General features: G+C 67.7%; 12 protein-coding genes. 7 read left to right on the top strand and 5 right to left on the bottom strand.

Features of this window, described 5'->3' with window-relative positions; genetic code table 11:
• Positions 1-8: 8 nt before the first annotated feature.
• The 3 genes from urtB to MF270_RS03660 all read right to left on the bottom strand — a co-directional run bounded on the left by urtB (position 9) and on the right by MF270_RS03660 (position 4,352).
• Entirely contained in the window at positions 9-1,967 is a 1,959-nt protein-coding gene (gene urtB, locus MF270_RS03670; RefSeq protein ID WP_238364502.1) for an urea ABC transporter permease subunit UrtB, read from the bottom strand.
• 86 nt (positions 1,968-2,053) lie between these two features.
• Positions 2,054-3,340, bottom strand: a complete 1,287-nt coding sequence (urtA, locus tag MF270_RS03665) for an urea ABC transporter substrate-binding protein (RefSeq protein WP_238364501.1) — start codon at positions 3,338-3,340, stop codon at positions 2,054-2,056.
• A gap of 355 nt (positions 3,341-3,695) precedes the next feature.
• Positions 3,696-4,352 carry a hypothetical protein gene (locus MF270_RS03660; RefSeq protein WP_238364500.1) on the bottom strand — a complete coding sequence of 219 codons (657 nt, stop codon included), beginning with the start codon at positions 4,350-4,352 and terminating at the stop codon, positions 3,696-3,698.
• 166 nt (positions 4,353-4,518) lie between these two features.
• On the opposite strand from MF270_RS03660, the gene MF270_RS03655 reads away from it, so the two are divergent.
• The 6 genes from MF270_RS03655 to arsJ all read left to right on the top strand — a co-directional run bounded on the left by MF270_RS03655 (position 4,519) and on the right by arsJ (position 18,185).
• Complete coding sequence (locus MF270_RS03655; protein ID WP_238364499.1) at positions 4,519-6,894, top strand: calcium-binding protein; 2,376 nt, start codon at positions 4,519-4,521, stop codon at positions 6,892-6,894.
• 156 nt (positions 6,895-7,050) lie between these two features.
• Complete coding sequence (locus tag MF270_RS28140; protein WP_272490670.1) at positions 7,051-9,753, top strand: calcium-binding protein; 2,703 nt, start codon at positions 7,051-7,053, stop codon at positions 9,751-9,753.
• Positions 9,754-9,812: 59 nt separating this feature from the next.
• The gene (locus MF270_RS03635) at positions 9,813-11,561 is read left to right on the top strand and encodes a calcium-binding protein (RefSeq protein ID WP_238364498.1); all 1,749 of its coding nucleotides are present in this window, start codon (positions 9,813-9,815) and stop codon (positions 11,559-11,561) included.
• A gap of 103 nt (positions 11,562-11,664) precedes the next feature.
• Positions 11,665-15,804 (top strand): calcium-binding protein, encoded by a 4,140-nt coding sequence (locus MF270_RS28335; RefSeq protein ID WP_238364497.1) that lies wholly within the window; start codon positions 11,665-11,667, stop codon positions 15,802-15,804.
• A 90-nt stretch (positions 15,805-15,894) separates the two neighbouring features.
• Positions 15,895-16,890: an ArsJ-associated glyceraldehyde-3-phosphate dehydrogenase gene (locus MF270_RS03625; protein WP_238364496.1), complete on the top strand. Its 996-nt coding sequence runs from the start codon at positions 15,895-15,897 to the stop codon at positions 16,888-16,890.
• 71 nt (positions 16,891-16,961) lie between these two features.
• A complete protein-coding gene (arsJ, locus tag MF270_RS03620; protein WP_418887856.1) occupies positions 16,962-18,185 on the top strand; it encodes an organoarsenical effux MFS transporter ArsJ in 1,224 nt (407 codons plus the stop codon).
• A gap of 22 nt (positions 18,186-18,207) precedes the next feature.
• Here the strand turns inward: arsJ and MF270_RS03615 are convergent, their stop codons facing one another.
• The gene (locus tag MF270_RS03615) at positions 18,208-19,413 is read right to left on the bottom strand and encodes a M20 family metallo-hydrolase (protein ID WP_238364495.1); all 1,206 of its coding nucleotides are present in this window, start codon (positions 19,411-19,413) and stop codon (positions 18,208-18,210) included.
• Positions 19,406-20,068, bottom strand: a complete 663-nt coding sequence (locus MF270_RS03610; protein WP_238364494.1) for a DUF1028 domain-containing protein — start codon at positions 20,066-20,068, stop codon at positions 19,406-19,408. The genes MF270_RS03615 and MF270_RS03610 overlap by 8 nt, the downstream gene beginning before the upstream one ends.
• 119 nt (positions 20,069-20,187) lie before the next feature.
• On the opposite strand from MF270_RS03610, the gene MF270_RS03605 reads away from it, so the two are divergent.
• Complete coding sequence (locus MF270_RS03605) at positions 20,188-21,771, top strand: ABC transporter substrate-binding protein (RefSeq protein WP_238364493.1); 1,584 nt, start codon at positions 20,188-20,190, stop codon at positions 21,769-21,771.
• Positions 21,772-21,824 lie beyond the last annotated feature (53 nt).

The following is a 21,824-nucleotide window of genomic DNA, read 5'->3' as shown; positions in this document are numbered from 1 at the left end:
CCATGGGATCAGGCCTCCGCCGCGCGGCCCTTGAGCGCGATGATGCCGCGCGGCCGGAACTGGATGAAGATGATGATGAAGACGATCATGTAGGTCTGGGCCGCGAGGGTGTTCGACGGGTTGAACCATTCGATCCCCTTTTGCAGCACGCCGATCATCCCGGCGCCCAGCAGGGTGCCCCAGATGTTGCCGACGCCGCCCACGACCACGGTCATGAAGCTTTGCACGATATAGGCCTGCCCGATTTCCGAGGTCACCTGGGCGTAAAGCCCTATGGCGACGCCCGCGATGCCGGCGATGCCGGAGCCCAGCCCGAAGGTGATCATGTTCACCTTGTTGGGGTTGATGCCCATGCTGGCCGCCATGCGCGGGTTCTGCGTCACGGCGCGGGTCTCAAGCCCCAGCCGCGTCTTCTGCATCAGGAAGATGAAGAAGCCGAGGAAGATCAGCGCCAGCACGAAGATCGCGATGCGGATGTAGCTGATGGACACCACGTCGTTCATGACCCAGGACCCGTCCAGCCAGCCGGGCGCGGTCAGCGGCCGGGCCTGGGTGCCGAAGATGTTCTTGGCCAGCTGCTGCAGTGCGATCGAGATGCCGAAGGTGGCCAGCAGCGTCTCGAGCGGGCGGGAATAGAGGTAGCGGATCACCAGCCGCTCCATCGCGACGCCGGCGGCGAAGGTGACGGCAAAGGCCAGCGGGATCGCCACGAGGATCGACGCGGTGTGGTTCGGGATGAACTGCTGTACCACGTAGCCGGTATAGGCGCCCATCATGATGAATTCGCCATGGGCCATGTTGATGACCCCCATCACGCCGAAGGTGATGGCAAGGCCGATGGCGGCCAGGAAGTAGATCGAGGCCAGCGACAGCGCGTCAAGGCCCAGATCGAGCGCCTGGTTGGCGCCGACGCGCAGCGCGATGGCTTCCAGCGCGTAGGTCGCGCTTTCGGTCACGGCGGGCGAGCTTTCGGCATATTCGTCGTAGAAGGTATGCGCGGCGAGGGCATCGTCGACCTCGCCCGACAGCACGGTCGGCGGGACAAGGCCCTGGTCGGCCAGCGCCTTGTAGGCGCGTTCGCGGGCCGCGATGGTGTTCAGCTCGGCCACCGGCACGCCGCCGACCGTGCCGCCGTCGATGTGCTCGGCCAGCGCGAGGCGCATGTCGTTCATGCTGATGCGCGGCGCGGCAAGGTTTGCACTGACCAGCATCTGGTAGGCGTCCTCGCGGGGCAGGGCATCCGTGCCGGGGCGCAGGACCCGGGCGACGTTGGCCCGCTCGGGCGCGGCCTCGCCGGCCACGACGCGGCGGGTGGTGGCAACCAGCGGGTTGAGCGTGGCGCGCACGTCGACCCCGAGATCGGTCGAAACGGACTTGATCGCCTCGATGCGCTCCTCGTCGGTCTCGCCGTAGGAAATGGTCAGCAGGCGTTCCAGCCGTTCCTTCTGCGCCCTGATGGCCGGATCGCTTTCGCCCTCGATCGAGGCGCGCAGCGGGGCAAGGTGGCTCGCCTCGGCGTCGCGGCCAAGCGCGGTCAGCGCGTCAAGCCGGCGGGCAGGGTTGGGGTCCATCAGCTGGAACTGCACCAGCGCGTTGCCGATCAGGCCCTGGATGCCCGAGTTGGGCTTGAGCTGGTCCAGCCCGTCGTCCGGCGTTGGCCCCAGGCTCTCACCGGTGTCGAAATCGAACAGCTCGATGGTGTCACGGTCGATTTCCGCGCCGCGAAAGAACAGCCCGTCGCTTTCGCGCTGCCACATCTCGCGCGCCTGCCAGGTCTCGAGCACGGTCTGCGCCTGGGGCAGGCCCGATCCGGCAATGGCGTCGATGGCGGGCTGGATGGTGCGACGCGAACTGTCTTCGATAAGCTGCCGGTTGTCCTGCAGGATGTCCTGCATCGGCTGGGCCGTCTGGGCGCTTGCGAATATGGGGGAGACGCAGAGAAGCGCCGCGAGGAGAGGCCGGAGCATAGGAAGATCCCGTCTGCAGAGGGAAGGGCAGTGCCGAAAAGGGGCAAGGCACGCGCGGCACCTTGCCCCCGGATCTGGTGGTCAGATCAGTAGTTGGACTTCAGCTGCACGCAGGTCTTGGTCTCGGTGTTGTACATGCCGCACTTGAGGTCTTTCCAATCCGAGATCAGGACGGCCGATTCCGGCAGGAAGTCGGTCCAGGCGTCGCCCGGCACGACGTCGGTTTCGCTGATGATGTCGAACTGGCCGTCAGCCTGGATCTCGCCGATCAGGACCGGCTTGCTCAGGTGGTGGTTCGGCAGCATCTCGGCGATCCCGCCGGTCAGGTTCGGGAAGGTCTGGCCGATCATCGCCTGTTCCACGGTGTCCACGTCGGTGGTGCCCGCTTCGGTCACGGCGTTCACCCACATGTTGAAGCCGATGTAATGGGCTTCCATCGGGTCGTTGGTGACGCGCTCTTCGCCCATCTTGGCTTTCCAGGTCTCGACGAACTCGGCGTTGGCCTCGGTGTCGGCGGACTGGAAGTAGTTCCATGCGGCCAGGTGACCGACGAGGTTCGAGGTGTCGAGGCCCGACAGTTCCTCTTCGCCGACCGAGAAGGCGACGACGGGGATGTCGTCGGCGCTGATGCCGGCGGCCGCGAGTTCCTTGTAGAAGCCGATGTTGGCGTCGCCGTTGATGGTCGAGATCACGCCGACCTTCTTGCCGTCGGCGCCCAGGGCCACGACGTCAGCCACGATCTTGGACCAGTCCGAGTGGCCGAAGGGGGTGTAGTTGACGAAGATGTCTTCCTCGGCGATGCCATTGTCCTTGAGGTAGGCCTCGAGGATGTTGTTCGTGGTGCGGGGATAGACGTAGTCGGTGCCCAGCAGCGCGAATTTCTCGACGCCCAGTTCCTCGAGGAAGTAGTCGGTGGCCGGGATCGCCTGCTGGTTCGGCGCGGCGCCGGTGTAGAACACGTTCTTGGAGCTCTCTTCACCCTCGTACTGGACGGGGTAGAACAGCAGGCCGTTCAGCTCTTCGATCACGGGCAGCACGGATTTGCGCGACACGCTCGTCCAGTTGCCGAAGATCACGTCGACCTCGTGCACGGTCAGCAGCTCGCGCGCCTTTTCGGCGAAGAGCGGCCAGTCCGAGGCAGGGTCGACGACCACGGCTTCCAGTTCGCAGCCCAGCAGGCCGCCCTTTTCGTTCTGCTGGTCGACCAGCATCAGGATCGTGTCCTTCAGCGTGGTCTCGGAAATGGCCATGGTGCCGCTGAGCGAATGCAGAACGCCGACCTTGATCGGGCAGCTCACGTCCTGTGCCTGCGCGGCGGCAGTCAGGGCCAGAACGGCGGTGCTGGCGGCCAGCGTCTTCTTGATGAAAGTCATCCCTTGATCTCCTCGTCCCCGTCGTCATCGGCGCCGCGCCCGGACGGGCCCTGGTGCCACCTCTGACGGGTGTGGTTGCTAATGTCCCATGCGGCGCTGCCTTGGCTGTCTCAGGTCCCCCGAGGCCTGTGCCGCAGGCCGGTCCGTCCCAGGTATCTGTCGACCGGCTGCGTAAGCTCATGGCGCTGCGGGTGCGAATGGCAACGCGCGGCTGCCGAAACGTCAGGTGGGCAGAGGCGGTGATTAATTCTTGGTCAAAAAAATGAGCATGTGGTGAATATTTGTGCGAATGAGCAAGGCTTGGTGCACAGGAATGCCGCAAATTGCATACCAAGTGTCGTTTCACCCGGCGGGGTCAGAATCCGGCAAAGAGCTCGAGCCGGGCTTCGCGGCCCCCGTTCCCGTAGGCGCGGCCCCCGGCCCGCAGGCCCATGCGCGGTGCGGCAGTGGTGGAAAGCGTGATCCCCAGCCCGACGAAGGGGGTGGCCATGCTGGCGTCGGTGCGGATGTCCAGCAGCGCCGAGGTCAGCCGCGCCCGGTAGCGGGTGGCCAGGGCGCCGATCTCGGCCCCGTGGCGCAGTTCGGCCCGGCCAAGGCGCAGGGGCGGGCTGTCGGCGATCAGCCTGGCCTCGAGTGTCCAGCTCTCGACCCGCGCCAGCGCGGGGTCGGTAAAGATGCCCAGGCCGCCCGGCAGGTCGATTCGTGCGCGGCCGTGCTCCAGCCCGACACTGTAGCGCAGCCGCGCGCCGCCTTCGTGCAGCGTGCCGCTGCGGCGCAGGGCCCAGTGCGACGCGGCATCCACCGCGACGCCGCCCGGCTGGCTGGTCAGGTCCGACAGGCCGAAATCATCGCCGGTGCCCGGAGGCTCTCCGAAAAAGCTGGTATAAAGCGCGCCGCCCGCGTGCCGCAGGTGGTGGCTGCTGCCGCGCCCCGCCGAAACCTCCCAGCCGTCGGCCGCGGCAAATCCGGGCAGGCAGGTCAGCAAGGCAAGCAGGACGGATCGCAGGCACATGGGCGCAGGATGTGGCAGCCGGCCCCCCGCCGCGCAAGCCGCGGTTGACCACGGGCGCGACCTTTTCGGCATTCGCGGCATATTCGCCCCCGTTGCACAGTGACAGGCCGCCCTGCGTCAGATATTCAGAAGCTTGAAGAAGTACATAAATGGGGACATTGGTCCGATGGCGATTACCACAACGTTTACCGTGAATTCCGAGGTTCTGCGCGGCCTGGAAGGCGCGTTCGATTTCACCCCGATCATCGACTTCGCGCTCGATTACGAGGATGCGCTCTGGCTGCTCGGCGACTCGGGCGCCTGGACCTTCACCTCGATCGCCGCGTCCGAGATCGAGGTGATCTCGGACAGCGGCAACGTCGCGATCCTGTCGGGCAGCGGCATCGGTCCGGTCGGCACCATCGCCGAGCTCGAGGCGGCCATCGATGGCGGGTTCGCCACGGGCGAGTTCGATTCGCTGGTCTTCACCGACATCGACGGCCTGACCGAGATCCTCGAGCTGAGCTTTGACGCCAGCGGCATCGCCATCACCTCGGGCACGCAGGAACTGGTGCTGGACGGCGCGCTGCCGGGGTCCTTCGACGACATCTGGCTGCTCTTGGACAGCGTGAACCTGCTGAGCGACCCTTCGGCGCTCAGCCAGGCCGAGATCAACGATATCCTGGATGATCTGTCGGCCACCTCGCTGACCGGCGTGACGCTGTTCGACGATGGCAACGAGCGGGCCGCGCTGTCGCTGCCGGACGGGTCGGTCACGCTGACCCTGGGCGAGGTGACGCTTGAGGTGGTGGGCGAGATCGGCAACGATCTCGGCGACCTGGCCGAGACGCTGCTCGAGCTGATGGACATGTCGCAGCTTTACCCGCGTGTGCGGGTCTATGACGGGCAGGGCAACGAGATCACCTCGGACGGGCCGGGCTATGACCTTTGGGCCATCGACTGGAACAATATCGACCTGCACGACTGGAACAACGTGATCGAGGGCACGGTCTACGTCTCGGTCGAAGGCGCCGAGGGCTCGACCGGCACCTACGAGCTGATGCTGAGCGATGGCTGGGACACCTGGTATGCGGTCGATGAAGCCGGGTTCGAATACTTTACCGATACGGGCGACGCGGCGGATACTTGGGCGTTGGCTGCCCGTTTGGCGGCAAGGTCCGACTCCTACATCGTCGATATCAATACCTCGGTCTTTGGTGAGATCGACGGCATCGGCGACGTGGATTTCTACGCCATCGACTTCACCGATTACAACTGGCTGTCGATCTATGCTGACGTCCCGACCTTCGAGTGGCTGCTGGGCCAGCTGTCCAGCTTGTCGGTCGCCAGTGCGACCCTGTCGGTGGGCGGAGAAGAGCTGGTCACGCTGACCGGTGACATCCTCGAGGCGCTGGCCAACGGCGCCGAGCTCGAGACGATCGAGATCGACGGCACGGGGTTCGAGAATGTGGCGCTGGACCTTTCGGTCGACGGCAGTTCGGGCAACGGCTACCTCTTTGGCCATGACGGCACCGACTACATGCTGGGCTTTTCCGGCGCCGACACGATCTACGGCGAGGATGGCGGCGATTTCATCGACGGCGGCGACCAAGGCGACGTGATCTATGCGGGCCTTGGCGCCGACACGGTGGTCGGCGGGTCGGGGGCCGACATGGTCTTTCTCGGTGCCGGCACCGACATCTACTATGACAGCACGCAAGGCTCGCCCTATGGCGACGACACGATCTACGGCGGTGACGGCAACGACACGGTCTACGGCGGCGGCGGCGCCGAGCACATCGAGGGCGGCACCGGCAATGACGACCTCTATGGCGGCAAGGGGGCCGACACGATCTACGGCCAGGGCGGTGCGGACGTGATCAATGCCGGCGCCTGGCATGACGTGGTCTTTGGCGGCGACGGCACCGACCTGGCCTATCTCGGCGATGGCAACGACAGCTACACCGACACCTCGCAGGGGCTGTCGGACACGGTCTGGGGCGGGCTCGGCGACGACACGATCCACGGCGGCGCGGGCGGCGACGACCTGCGCGGCCAGGACGGGGCCGACGTGCTGACCGGCGCCAACGGCTATGACACGCTGTACGGCGGCGCGCAGGGCGACACGCTGGACGGCGGCGCCGGCAATGACGTGATCGCCGGCGGGCTGGGCATGGACCTGGCCATCATGGGCACCGGCAACGACACCTGGTGGGACGACAACCAGACCACCTTTGGCGACGACCGGGTCTATGCCGGCGGCGGCTGGGACACGATCAACGCGGTGGGCGGAGACGACACCATGACCGGCGGCGCCGGGTCCGACAGCTTTGTCTTTGCCGCCACCATCGGCGACATGGTCATCACTGACTACGCGGTGGGCGAGGATGACCTGACCTTCGCCGCGGCCCTGTTCGGCGGGTCGCTGACCCAGGCGGGGCTGGACGCGCTGTCGGACACCACGAGCGGCACGCTGGTGCTCGAGTTCGCCGGTGGCGGGTCGATCACCTTCGAGGGGCTCGCCACGAACGCGGGGCTTCTGGCCGATATCGTGCTGGTCTGACCGGGCTTTTCATCGCAGCCTGTCGGGGGCCGTCGCGGATCGCGGCGGCCCCTTGCTTTTCGGTGACAGCCCACGCGGCTGCCGCAGGGGCAGGGTTGTCATTCGCGCGTGGCTGCGGTGCCAAGGTCCCGACTTGCATGACGTAAGGATGGGGACATGCTGGCAGGACTTGGGGACGCCTTTGCGCTGGGCACTTATGGCGACGGGGGCACGCAGGGCGCGTCGATCCTGCTGAGCAACGGCAACATCTTTGCGGCCTGGAGCCAGGCCGTCTCGCCCGCGCAGCCCGGCCCGGGCGGAGACACCGACGCGGCGGCGCTGGTCGGCGGCATCTACGCGCCGGACGGCACGCTGCAGGGCGACCTGTTCCAGGTCAACACCGGCGCCGCCGGCCGCCAGGCCGATACCGAGATCATCCGCCTGGCGAATGACCGCATCGTCGTCGCCTGGACCGATTACGACGCCGCCGGCGACGGCACCGCCCGCGCGCGGGTCTTCAACGCCTCGGGCACGCCGCGCAGCGAGGTCTTCGACCTGGCCGAATCCCGGGTCTGGCATTCCTCGGCGCCGCAGCTGGCGCCGACCTCGGACGGCGGCTTCCTGGCCATCTGGCATGACGGGCGCAGCGGCGCCTATGCGCAGTATTTCGACGCCTCCGGCGGCCGCACCGGGGAAGAGCTTGACGTGCCCAACACCGGCTGGCGTGGCCTGCCGTTCAAGGATCTTGCGATCCACGGGGAAGACCGGGTCGTCGTGATGGCCGGCAACTGGCTGCTCTTTGGCGACGGGTCCTCTTTCGAGGTGCGCGGGGCGCATTACCTCGATGTCACGGGCAGCCGGTTGACCGACACCACCTTCAATCCCGAGATGAGCGGCGGAGTCCGGGGCGTGCCGGGCGGTCGCTACATCGCCTATGGTCTGAACGAGGCGGGCGGCGACCGCTGGCGGATCGAGCTGGCGATCGGGCGCAGCTACAACGCCTTCGACACCGAGACCATGAGCGCGGCCGAGGCGGCGCGGGCCGACATGGACCTGGCCGTCCTGTCCTGGGGCGGCCTTGTCGCGACCTGGACCCATGTGACCGAAACGGCGACCGGCTTTGCCGCCGAGCTGCGGGCCCGGGTGCTTGCCGATGACGGCACCCCGCTTTCGCCCGTGCTGACGATCGACGCGGACGTGGCCATCGGCGCGGTGCGTGCCGACCCCTTCGTGACCGAGCTTGCGGACGACCGGCTCTTCATCGGCTGGACCGACGGCAGCGGGACGGGCGCGATGACGGGCCAGGTCTTTGACCAGGAGCTTTGGCGCCTGCCGACCGAGGGCGACGACCGCGCCGTGGGCTACGAGACCGACGATGTCATCGAGCTGCTGGCCGGGCATGACGTCTACGACGGGCTGGGCGGCGACGACCGGGTGACCGGCGGCACTGGCGCCGATACCCTGCGTGGTGGCGAGGGCAATGACGAGATCTTTGGCGGGCCGGGGCTGGACCTGCTGATCGGCGGTCCGGGCCGCGACCGGCTTTATGGCAACCTCGGGGATGACGTGCTCGAGGGCGGCCATGATGCCGACACCCTGCGCGGGGAAGAAGGCGCGGATGTGCTGCGTGGCGGCGACGGGCCGGACGACCTGGCGGGGGGCGCGGGCGACGACACGCTTTATGCCGGGGCGGGCCATGACATCCTGCGCACCGGGCCGGGCGCCGACCTTTACTACGGCGGCATGGGGCAGGACACGATCGTGGACGACCATGGCGGCGCGACCGGCACCATGGTTATCGACCTTGGCGATGGCATCTGGTCCGGGACGGTGGGCGGCACCGCCGTCACTCCCCTCACGCTTTACGATGTCGAAGGGATATCCATCCTCTCGTCCCGCGCAGACGTGCGGTTCTACGGCGACGATGGGGCCAACTGGTTCGGATCGGACGCCGGTGCCGACCGGCTCGAGGGGCGGGCGGGCGACGACACCCTGCGCAGCGGGTCGGGCGACGACCTGGCCGATGGCGGCACCGGGTTCGACTGGCTCGCGCTGGGCAGCGGCGACGACACCGGGCTGGGCTACGGCGGCTGGGACAGGATCGACGGCGAGGCAGGCAATGACCTGCTGATGGGCCACCGCGGCGATGACAGCCTGAACGGCGGCGACTGGGAAGACACGCTTTACGGCGGCGATCACGCGGATTCGCTGGACGGCGGCAACGGGCGCGACCTGAACTACGGCGGGGCCGGGAATGACATGATCCGCGACGGCGGCCGGCCGGAGACCGGCGCCGATGCCGACACGATCTACGGCGGCGCCGGCAACGATTCCCTGTCCGGCGGCCATGGCGATGATGACTTGCGCGGCCATTCCGGCAGCGACCGTATCAGCGGAAACGGCGGCAACGATTCCCTTTACGGCGGCGACCAGGGCGACAACCTGTCGGGCGGCGACGGTGACGACCTCGTGTTCGGCGGTGGCGGCCGCGACACGGTAAGCCTGGGCGACGGCGCCGATACCTGGTGGGACGACCCGCAAGCGGCCTATGGCGACGACACCGTCACCGGCGGGCGCGGCGCCGATACCTTCCATTCGGCGGGCGGCGACGACAGGCTGAAGGGCGAAGGCGGGGCGGACACGTTCCACTTTGCCGCCGGGATCGGCGCGATGACCATCCTCGACTACGACCGCGGCATCGACGCGCTGGTCTTCGACGCCGCGCTTTGGGGCGGGGTGCTGGACCAGGCCCGGCTGGACGCGCTGTCGGGGCTGGATGCCCGGGGCGACCTGGTGCTCGACTTCGGCGGCGGCGCCTCGGTGACCTTCGACGGGCTCGCGGGCAATGCAGGGCTGCTGGCCGACATCGTGCTTGGTTAACCGCCGCATAACCCGTATGGGCTAGGGTCCGGCCAGATGCTGGCAACAGGACGGGCCCCATGCCGACCACGGGCGACGATTCCCTCTTCGGGACGGATGCGGCCGACCTCGTCGACCTGCTGGCCGGGACCGACACCTATTACGGGCTCGACGGGGATGACACGATCCTTGGCGGGCCCGGGATCGACTATCTCTTTGGCGGTTCGGGCCACGACCTGATCGACGGCGGCGACAACCCCGGCCATATCGACGGCGAAGACGGCGACGACACGCTGCGCGGCGGCGCGGCGGGCGATTTCATCTACGAGGGCGTCGGCAACGGCCTGGTCGAGGCTGGCGATGGCGCCGACCTGGTCTTTGGCGGCCCGGGCGACGACCGGCTGCACGGCCAGTCCGGCGCCGACGTGATAGAGGGCGGCACCGGCAACGACGCGATCTGGGGCGGCAAGTGGGCCGATGCCCTGTCGGGCGAGGCGGGCAATGACACGATCTGGGGCGGGCTGGGCCATGACACGATCTACGGCGGCCCCGGTGACGACCTGATCTACGGCGAGGGCGGCCGGAACGAGCTGCGCGGCGGCGCCGGCAACGACACCGTGGTCGGCCAGGAGGACGCGGATGCGATCTGGGGCGGGGATGGTGACGACTGGCTGCGTGGGGGCGCCGGCGACGACACGCTGCGGCTCGACCTTGGCGTGGACACCTACGACGGCGGGGAGGGGTGGGACGAGCTGAACACCTCGACCCGCGACACGCGCTTTGCCGCCATCGCCGTCGACCTGCGCGCGGGCTGGGTGCAGGTGACCGAACCGGACGGCACGGTCCTGACCAGCGTGGTCACGGGGGTCGAGCGGGTCGTCATCGACCGCCTGGACGTCATGACCTCCCTCTACGGCACCGACGATGCGGACGAGCTGGTGCAGACCGGGGCCGATGCCACGATCTCGGGCCGGCAGGGCGCGGACCTGATCATCGAGGGCTCGGGCCATTCGCTGATCCTGGGCGGCACCCAGGCCGACACGATCCTCGCGGGGGCGGGCAATGACAGCGTGCGCGGCGGCGACGGCCCGGACGAGATCTGGCTGGGCGAGGGCGACGACCTGTTCGAGGACGAGGTGCAGGGCTATGGCCGCGGCATGGATTCGGTGCGCGGCGAAGCCGGCAACGACCGCCTGCTGGGGGGCGGCGGCGCGGATTTCCTGCGCGGCGGGGCGGGGCACGACACGCTGCGCGGCGGCAAGGCACCCGACACGCTGTTCGGCGATAGCGCGATCAGCGCCGGCCGCGACCGGATCGACGGCAACCAGGGCGACGACACGATCTATGGCGGCGGCGGCGACGACGCGCTGAACGGCGGCCCGAATGCCGACTACATCGACGGCGGGGACGGCAACGACACCGTCTGGGGCGGCGAGGGGCGCGACCACGTCGTCCTGCGCCCCGGCGACGACCTGTGGCAGGACAGCGACCAGGGCCAATGGGGCGACGACCTGGTCTATGCGGGCGCCGGCGCCGACACGCTGCGCAGCCTCGGGGGCAACGACACGCTGACCGGAGGAGGGGGGGCGGACAGCTTTGTCTTCGGTCCCGGGGTCGGCGACATGGTCATCACCGATTACACCCCCGGCACCGACCGGCTGGAATTCGACGCCGGCCTCTGGAACGGCCCGCTGACCCAGGCGCGGCTGAACCAGCTGAGCGACCTGTCAACGGGCGCGTTGGTGCTGCACTGGGACAGCACCGCGACGCTGACCTTCGAGGGGCTGACAAGCACCGCCGGGCTGCTGGGCGACATCGTGCTGGTGTGATGCACGCATGGCGTGTATGGCCTTTGCGTCAATTCAATTGACCGGAGCATGTAATTTCTGACAGGCATGGCCAGACAAGTCCTTCAACGCCAAAGGTGATTCTGTGCCCGACGACTATTCCGCCGATATCAACACGACTGGCGTGCTTGCCATGAACGATTCCGCCACCGGAGAGATCAACCCGGGCAACGACGTGGACTGGTTCGCCATGACGCTCGAGCCGGGGCTGCTGTATCAGATCGACCACGAGGGCAGCGCGACCGACATGGGGACACTGTACAACCCCTACATCTTCGGGATCAGCGACGCTGCGGGCGTTAATCTCGGCTTTGCAGACTATGCCTCTGGCGGAGGCTACAACGCCCGGATCTACTTCCAGCCCACCGAGGCGGGGACCTACTACCTGCGCGCAGGCTCTTATTCCAGCTACCAGGGGACCTACACGGTCAGCCTGACGGACATCGGCGACGACTTCGCGGCCGGGACAAGCACGACCGCCTCTGTCGCCATCGGCGGCACCGCCACGGGCGTCTTTTCCGTCTCGTTCGCAGACCACGACTGGTTCGCGATCGATCTGGTGGCCGGCACCCGCTACCAGTTCGACGTCTCGGGCTTCGCGACCCATTCCAGCCTTGGCACCAGCACCGACACCACCATCGACGGGCTCTACGATGCCGGCGGCAGGCTGCTGTCCTACTCGACCGACGCCTCGGACGGCCCATACAACGACGCGCGCCTGTTCTACACGGTCGCGACAAGCGGCACCTATTACCTCTCCGCCAGCGGTCGCGAAGGCAGCTACACGGTGTCGGTCAAGGAAGACGTGGATGACGCCGGCGATTCGCGCGAGACGTCGGTCAGCCTGGCCCTTGGCGAGCTGCTCATGCTCGAGCAATCCACGTCCAGCGATCGTGACCTTGTGGCGGTGACGCTGGAGGCCTGGCGGGTCTACCAGTTCGACCTCATGGGCCGCGACACGGATGAAAGCTACGGCAGCGACCGGGACCCGGCGATCCTCTCGATCTACGACGAATCCTATGCCTGGTTGAACGGGGGGGTCACCAGCGGCGGAGTCGGCGGCGACGCACGGATGTTCCACACGCCGCAAGAGAGCGGCACCTACTACCTGAGGCTCGGCGGCAGTGTCGGCACGCACACGTTCCGCTACATCGAGTATGCCGACGATGCCGGCACCACGCCCGAAACGGCGCTGAACGTCGCGGTCGGGGGCAAGATCCTGGTGGACCAGCAGTTCGTGTCCGACAGGGACTGGGTCGCGGTCACGCTCGAGGCGGGGGTGGCCTACCAGTTCGACGCCATGACGCGCACCACCGACCCCGGCTACGGCACGGCAAGCAATTCCACCATCGAAGGTCTCTACGACAGCAGAGGCACCTTGATCGCGGACACCGGGGACTCGTCCGGCGGGCAGTCGAGCGACGCGCGGCTGCTCTACACGCCCGAGACCAGCGGCACCTATTACCTGTCGGCCTATGCCGGGATCGGCACCTATACCGTGGGCGTGCAGGAATTCATCGACGACGCGGGCATGACGCCCGAGACCGCGCAAAGCCTCGCGGTCGGCGGGACGGTCGTGCTCGAGAACCAGCACATCAGCGACCGGGACTGGGTCGCCATGGACCTGGCCGAGGGGCAGGCCTACACCGTTCGGCTCGAGGGCAGCCTGACCGGGATGGGCACGACACGGTCACCGTTTTCTGGCGGGCTCTACGACGCGGACGGCACCTACTGGAGTTTTGCCCAACAAGCTTTCAATTCGCGCACGTACGCGGCCGAGTTCTCGTTCATCGCAAACAAGACCGGCACCTACCACGTGGTCGGCAATGCCACCGATATCGGCACCTACACCATGTTCCTCGAAGAGACCGTGGACGATTACGATCGCTTGCCGGGCACGGCGGGCGCGCTGACGGTCGGCACCATGGCCATGGGTGAGCTGGAAGTCGCAGACGACATCGACCGGTTCACCGCCACGCTCGAGGCGGGCAAGCATTACCAGATCGACGTGCTGGGCACGGCGACCGGCGACGGTACCCTGGCCGATCCCCTTCTGAAATCGCTGATCCAGCCGGATGGTTTGCGCATGGTCAACGGGGGCGACTACGATTCCGGCGCGGGCGGCAATGCCCGGCGTGTCCTGATCAACGCCGACGGGGGCGAGTGGCAGATCAACGTCGGGTCGGACTACGAAAATTACGCTGGCACCTATTCCGTGCTGGTGACGGAATTCGGCACGGATGACTACGCCGCCGGCCCCTCGACCACGGCCCTGCTTGAACTGGATGGCACAGTCACGGGCAAGCTCGACTTTGACAGCGACCTCGACTGGATCGCCGTCGAGCTCGAGGCAGGGCAGGCCTACCAGATCTACATGCGCAACTCGGACGCCGACGATGCGGATGACATCCCCTACAAGTCCCTGTGGGGCATATATGATGCGGACGGCGTCAAGCAGAACGAGTTCTACGATGCGACCTACAGCTCCAATGGGGTCTCGTATGCCCGTGACATCTTTGTCGCCGACAAGGGCGGGCTGTATTACATCGAGGTCGGCTCGCGCTTTGGCGACAGGTACGCGACCTCGACCTCGCACCTCTACACGGGCGATTACCAGGTCGAGATCGAGCAGCGCTACGACGATGTCGGCTCGTCCCTCCTGCACCATGGCACGCTGACCGAAGATGCGCCTGTCACCGCGTGGATCAATTTCGGCAAGGACAGGGATTGGTACGCGGTCGAGATGACGGCGGGCACCACCTATTTCATCACCATGGAGGGCGACGATTCGGTCAACCTGGAACGCCCGCTGACCCATTCCTGGATCGCCAACCTGCGCGATGCCGAGGGCAACGCGATTCCGGGCACCAGTGCTTACGAGGGGCGCCACCTGTCGCCCGGCGCGCGGCTGACCTATACCGCCGAGACGACCGGGACCTATTACATCAACGCGCGCAGCAGCCATAGCGCCGGGAAGTACACCCTGGCCATCGAAGGGCTCGACGATGGCGACGACAGCGTCGCGGCCGGCTCGAATGCCGACCTGCTCGACGGGCGGGGCGGCAACGACACGCTGCTGGGCGGGTCGGGCAACGACACGCTGCTGGGCGGCAGCGGCGACGACAGCCTGAACGGCGAAACGGGCCATGACAGCCTCGACGGCGGCGACGGCAACGACACGCTTATCGGCTTGGACTTCAACGACACGCTGCGGGGCGAGGCCGGCGACGACAGCCTGGTCGGCGACTGGGGCGACGACAGCCTCGTCGGCGGAGCGGGCAACGACTGGCTCGACGGGCGCGCCGATGACGACACGCTGCTGGGCGGCGCGGGGGACGATTTCCTCGACGGGCGCAAGGGCAACGACCGGCTCTTCGGCGGCATGGGGCAGGACACCTACAGCGGCGGCAAGGGCAACGACCGCCTGGTTGAAGAGTTCGACGAGGCCAGCACCATGTACGGCGGCGAGGGCAAGGACACGCTCGAGGCGCGGGGCGGGGACGACCTGCTGCTGGGCAATGCCGGCGCCGACCTGGTCTTTGCCGGGGGTGGCAACGATACCGTCTACGGCGGGCTCGGGCGCGACACGGTCATGCTGGGCGAAGGCGACGACCTGTTCCAGGACCTCGCGCAGGACGGTCCCTTCGGCGCCGACACGGTCTACGGCGGCGCGGGCAATGACACGATCATCGCCCTGGACGGTGCGGACAATATCGACGGCGAGGCGGGCAGCGATTCCATCCTGGGCGGCAACGGTGCCGATACGATCCGGGGCGGGTCGGGCGATGACACCCTGCTGGCCGAGGCGGGTGACGACCTTGTCTTTGGCGGAGACGGGGCGGACGTGGTGCTGCTGGGCAAGGGCTTTGACACCTGGCATGACAACGCCGACGCCGCGGGCCACGACGCGGTCTGGGCGGGCGGCGGGTGGGACACGCTTTACAGTGTCGCCGGTGACGACAGCCTGACCGGCGGGGCGGGGGCGGACAGCTTTGTCCTTGCCGCAACCATCGGCCATGTGGTGATCGAGGATTACGAGGGCGGCACCGACGCGCTGCAGCTCGCAACGGGCCTCTGGGCGGGCACGTTCGACCAGGCCGGGCTGGATGCGATCAGCGATGTGGCAAGCGGATCGCTGGTGCTGAGCTTCGGCGCGGAGAGCTCGCTGACCCTCACCGGGCTCGCGTCGAATGCCGGGCTTCTCGACGACATCACCCTGCTCTGACGTGTAACGGATTGATGACGGGGTCTCCGGCGCGCTTGCCGGGGGCCGCAGCCGTGGCATAACTGCGCCGCATCGCTGCGGAGAGACGTCATGACCACCTATGCCATCAACGGCCTCGGCCGGATCGGGAAACTGGCCCTGCGGCCCCTGCTGGAAAGCGGCGCGCGGATCGCCTGGCTGAACGATGCCGTGGGCGATGCGGCGATGCATGCGCACCTGCTCGAGTTCGACACGGTCCATGGCCGCTGGCCCGCCGCGTTCGGCGTGGAGGGCGACACGATCACAATCGACGGCACGGCCCTGCCGGTGCACGGGGAACGTGACCCGGCGGCCCTGCCGCTCGCGGGCGTGGACGTGGTCATCGACTGCACCGGCGCCTTCAAGACCGCCGCCAAGCTGCAGCCCTATTTCGACGCGGGCGTGAAGAAGGTTGTGGTCTCGGCCCCGGTCAAGGAAGACGAGGCCGCCAACATCGTCTTCGGCGTGAACTCCGAGGTCTACGACGGGTCGCAGCGCATCGTCACGGCGGCCTCCTGCACGACCAATTGCCTGGCGCCGGTGGTCAAGGTGATCCACGAGACGTTCGGGATCCGGCACGGGTCGATCACCACGATCCACGACGTGACCAACACCCAGACCATCGTCGACCGCCCCGCCAAGGACCTGCGCCGCGCGCGTTCGGCGCTGAATTCGCTGATCCCGACGACCACGGGCAGCGCCAAGGCGATCACGCAGATCTTCCCCGAGCTGACGGGGCGGCTTAACGGCCACGCGGTGCGGGTGCCGCTTCTGAACGCCTCGCTGACCGATTGCGTCTTCGAGGTGAAGCGCGAGGTGACCGTCGAAGAGGTGAACGCGGCGCTGAAAGCCGCAGCGGACGGCCCGCTCAAGGGCATCCTGGGCTTTGAGGAGCGGCCGCTCGTGTCGACCGATTATGTGAACGATCCGCGGAGTTCCATCGTGGATGCGCCCTCGACCATGGTGATCGCCGGGACTCAGGTGAAGATCTACGCTTGGTACGACAACGAATGGGGCTATGCGCATCGGCTTGTGGACGTGGCACGAATGGTGGGCGACGCTCTGTGAGGCGCGGTCGGAGTGGGGGCCAGCCCCCACACCCCCGGAGTTTATGGGCAAGATGAAGAGGGATCTGGGGCGTGGCTGAGAAAGGCATTGCGGCCTACGTGGCGGTGACGGCGGCCTACTGGGCCTTCATGCTGACCGATGGCGCGCTGCGGATGCTGGTGCTGCTGCATTTCAAGGGGCTGGGGTTCAGCCCGGTGCAGCTGGCCTACCTGTTCCTGCTTTACGAGGTCGCGGGGATCGTGACCAACCTGTCGGCCGGCTGGATCGCCGCGCGCTTCGGGTTGACGCGGACGCTCTATGCCGGGCTGGGGCTGCAGGTGCTGGCGTTGCTGGCGCTGGCGCGGCTGGACCCGGGCTGGGGGCTTTGGGCCTCGGTCGTCTATGTCATGTGCGTGCAGGGCGTCTCGGGGGTGGCCAAGGATCTGGCCAAGATGTCGTCGAAGTCAGCGGTCAAGCTGCTGGCGCCGGGCGAGGGGCTGTTTCGCTGGGTCGCCTGGCTGACCGGATCCAAGAACGCGGTGAAGGGGCTGGGGTTCTTCCTGGGCGCCGCGCTGCTGGCCGTGGCCGGGTTCAAGGGCGCCGTGCTGGGCATGGCCGCCGTGCTGGCGGTGATCCTTCTGGCGGTGGCGCTGCGGATGCCGCCGGGGCTGCCGGCGGGGCGCAAGGGGGCCAAGTTTTCCGAGGTGTTCAGCAAGGACGCGCGGGTCAACTGGCTGTCGCTGGCGCGGGTGTTCCTGTTCGGCGCGCGGGACGTGTGGTTCGTGGTCGGCATCCCGATCTATTTCCACGGCGTGCTGAGCGATGGCACCGAGGAGGGCGCGCGGCAGGCGTTCTTCCTGGTCGGCGGGTTCATGGCGCTGTGGATCATCCTTTACGGCGGGGTGCAGGCGCTGGCGCCGCGCATCCTGCGGGGCGTCGAGCCGGTGCGCGCCGCGCAAGGTTGGGTCAGCGCGCTGGTCGCGGTGCCGGTGGTGCTGGCGGTTGCCGCCCTCGTGGCGGGCGGGCCGGCGCCTTGGCTGACCTGGACGCTGGTGCTGGGGCTGCTGGTGTTCGGCGCGCTGTTCGCGGTCAACTCCTCGCTGCATTCCTACCTGATCCTGGCCTTCACCAGCGGCGAGCGGGTGACAATGGACGTCGGGTTCTACTACATGGCCAATGCGGCCGGGCGGCTTTTGGGCACGCTTCTGTCGGGGCTGTCCTACCAGCTGGGTGGGCTGCCGCTGATGCTGGGGACGGCGGCCGTGATGCTCGCGTTGTCGGCACTGGCGGTGGGGCGGCTGTCTCGGCTCAAGTGATGCGCGAGGTTTGGTGTGCAAGTCACTTCAAATTTGAGATAAAGTCCGAGATGGTCGCGATGGCGAGCCCCATGTCCTCGGGCGATGAATATTCCTCGGGAACGTGGCTGACGCCGTCCCGACAGCGGACGAAGAGCATGGCCATCGGGCAGAGATCTGCCACAGCCGAGGCGTCGTGGGTCGCGCCCGAGGGCAGTTCGAGGCCCTTGCCGCCCGCGCGCCGGACGGCCGCTTGCAGGGCGCCGCGCATGCCTTGATCGCAGGGCGCGGCGGGCTGGGCGTAGCTGCGGGCCATGTCGAGTGTCAGCCCCCTGGCGCGGGCGATCTCGTGCGCGAAGGTGGTCAGTTCGTGCCCTGCCGCCGTACGCTGGGCATCGTCGGCGCTGCGCAGCTCCACCGTCAGGCGCACGGCTCCGGGGACGGCGTTGACGGCGTTCGGAAAGACATGCAACTCGCCCACCGTGCCGCGCAGTCCGGGGGTGTTGCGCGCCAGCCGCTCGACCTCGGTCACCAGCGCGGCGGCACCGGTGAGCGCGTCGCGGCGCCCCTCCATCGGCAGGGTGCCCGCGTGGCCGGCCTGGCCGGTGAAGGTGACGGAATGCCGTTCGATCCCGCAGATGGCAGTGACGACGCCCAGCGCTTCGCCCGCTGTTTCCAGCACCGGGCCCTGTTCGATATGGGTCTCGAGGTAGCCCAGAACGGTTGTCGGATCGCGGGCGAGGGATGGCACCTTGGCGGGTGCCAGCCCGAAGCCCTCCATCGCCGCAGCCATCGAAATGCCGCTGGAGTCCTGCATCGCCAGCGCGTCCGGCGGGACGCGGCCCGAGAGGGCGCGGGAGCCGACGAGGGCGGTGGGAAAGCGCACGCCTTCCTCGTCGGCGAAGGCCAGCACCTCGACCGCGATGGGCAGGTCCTTGGCGTGCTTGACGGCGAGGGCGGGCAGGACCACGCCCATGATGCCGTCATAGGCGCCGCCCGAGCGGACCGAATCCTGGTGGCTGCCCATCAGCAGGGCGGGGCCGTCGCCGCGCCGCCCGACCAGCGTGCCGGCGGCGTCGAGATGCGTTTCGAGCCCGGCCGACGCATAGAGGTCGCGCAGCACGTCCAGCGCGGCGCGGTGCTGCGGGGTGAAGGGCAGGCGGGTGACGCCCGGGCCGTCTTCGGAACAGGCTTCGAGGCGTTTGAGCCAATGGGCGGCCTCCTGGCCGAGGGTGGTCGGATCAGTCAAGGACACGCTCCGGATCATTGATCGTGGGGACCTGCCGCGTCCAGTCGGCGTAGTCGCCGGTCGTGGCATGGCGGTGCAGGGTCTCGAGGGCCGTCAGCGGATCGTCGGAAAAATCCACCCGCAGGGTCAAGGGGGCGCGGTCGGGGTGCAGGATCAGCAGGGCGGCCGATTGCAGGCCGCGAAAGTCGCTACCCGCCGCCTCGGCCGCGCGCAGGCCGGCCAGCAGGCGCAGGGCGAAATCGCCGCGCATCGACAGGTAGCCGTCGGCGAGGGCGTCAGCGACGTCAGCCGAGGCCAGCATGTTGCCCGCCGCGACTCCGCCGTCGAAAAGCCGTTCGGCCACCACGGCAGAATTGTCCGATCCGCTGTGGACGCCGGCCCCGCCGCTCATGTCGAGCGCGGAAAGCTGGCGCGCGGCACGGCCCGCGTCGGCGCCCGTCACCTTGGCCACGGCATCGGTCGCCGTCAGCCCGGCGGCCATGCCGTCCAGCACGTTCTCGCCCCACAGGGTCGAGGGCGCGGCGCCCTGGCTGGCGGATATCCCCTTGCCCCAGGCGCCGCGCAGCACCCAGCCGCCGACGCAGAGCGACCCCGTCGCGGCGGCGCCCCCGATGGCGCCGGTGCCTGAATCCTTGGCAAGAAGCGAAAATGTCATGCGAGCCCATCCCTTTTACGTGCATTTCTATCATGATAAATTGACCGGATCAAATTATCATGATAATTCCAAGGCAATCAAAATCACAAATTCATCCGATGAAACAGGGAGTTTTCAATATGAAACCAGGATTCTGGAAGCGTCGCGGCGTGCTCACCGCTGCCTCTGTCGCGCTGGCCATGGCCGTTCTGCCGATGGGGCAGGCCGCGCAGGCGCAGACGCCGCCGGGCGTGCTGATCGTCGGGCAGATCGCCGAGCCGAAGGCGCTGGACCCCGCCGCCGTCACCGCCGTGAACGATTTCCGCATCCTCGTGAACCTTTACGAGGGGCTGGTGCGGTACGAGCCCGGCACGCTCGAGGTGGCGCCGGCGCTGGCCACGGGCTGGGAGATCAGCGAGGACGGGACGGAGTATACCTTCACGCTGCGCGAGGGGGTGATGTTCCACGACGGCACGCCCTTCAACGCCGAAGCGGTGAAGTTCAATTTCGACCGCATGCTGGATGAAAGCCACCCGTTCCACGACACCGGCCCGTTCCCGCTGGCCTTCTTCTTCTCTGCCGTCGAGGCGACCGAGGTGGTGGACGACCTGACCGTCAAGTTCACGCTGAACGCGCCCTATGCGCCCTTCCTGTCGAACCTGGCCTATCCCACGGGCCTGATGGTCTCACCCGCCGCGGTCGAGGCGAACGGCGCGGACTTTGGCCGCAACCCGGTCGGCACCGGCCCGTTCAAGTTCGCCGAATGGCGGTCGAACGAGGCGGTGGTGATCGAGAGGAACCCCGAGTACTGGGGCGATCCGGCCGGGACCGAGGCGGTCGTCTTCCGCCCCATCACCGATGCCAACACCCGCGTGGCCGAGATGCTGGCCGGCGGGATCGACATGATGGTCGAGGTGCCGCCGACGGCGCTGAGCCAGTTCCAGGGCGATGACTTCCGCGTGGTCGAGCAGGCCGGCCCCCACGTCTGGTTCCTGATCCTGAACGCCAAGGAAGGGCCCACGGCCGACAAGCGGGTGCGGCAGGCGCTGAACTACGCGATCAACAAGGAGGCCATCGTCAACGACGTGCTGGAAGGCACGGCCGAGGTCGCTGCCGGCCCGACGCCGCCGGCCTTTGCCTGGGCCTATAACGCCGATCTCGACCCCTATCCCTATGACCCCGAGAAGGCGCGCGCGCTGCTGGCCGAGGCCGGGGCCGAGGGGGCAGAGCTGACCTTCTACGTGACCGAAGGGGGCTCGGGCATGCTCGACCCCATCGCGATGGGCACGGCGATCCAAGCGGACCTTGCCGCCGTGGGCCTCGATGTGAAGATCGAGACCTACGAGTGGAACACCTTCCTGGGCGAGGTGAACCCGGGGCTGGAGGGCAAGGCGGACATGGCCGAGATGGCCTGGATGACCAACGATCCGGACACTTTGCCCTACCTCGCGCTGCGCACCGATGCCTGGCCCGACAAGGGCGGGTTCAACTCGGGCTATTATTCCAACCCTGAGGTGGACGAACTGCTGGAAGCGGCGCGGACCGAGACCGACCAGGCCGAACGCGCACGCCTTTACAAGGAGATGCAGGCGATCGTGCAGGAGGACGCGCCCTGGGTCTTCGTTGCGAACTGGAAGCAGAACGCGGTGACTTCGGACCGGGTGGAGGATTTCTCGCTCGAGCCGTCGTTCCTGTTGCAGCTGGAAAGCGTGACCAAGAACTGATCCGGGTTTCGGGCGCCGCGCGGCGCCCGACCCGCCGGGGGGCGTTGCCCCCC

The sequence above is a fragment of the Mesobacterium pallidum genome (assembly GCF_019966535.1).
Classification (GTDB): domain Bacteria; phylum Pseudomonadota; class Alphaproteobacteria; order Rhodobacterales; family Rhodobacteraceae; genus Mesobacterium; species Mesobacterium pallidum.
Note: the sequence above shows the minus strand (reverse complement) of the source record. Positions and strands in the feature narration are given on the sequence as shown.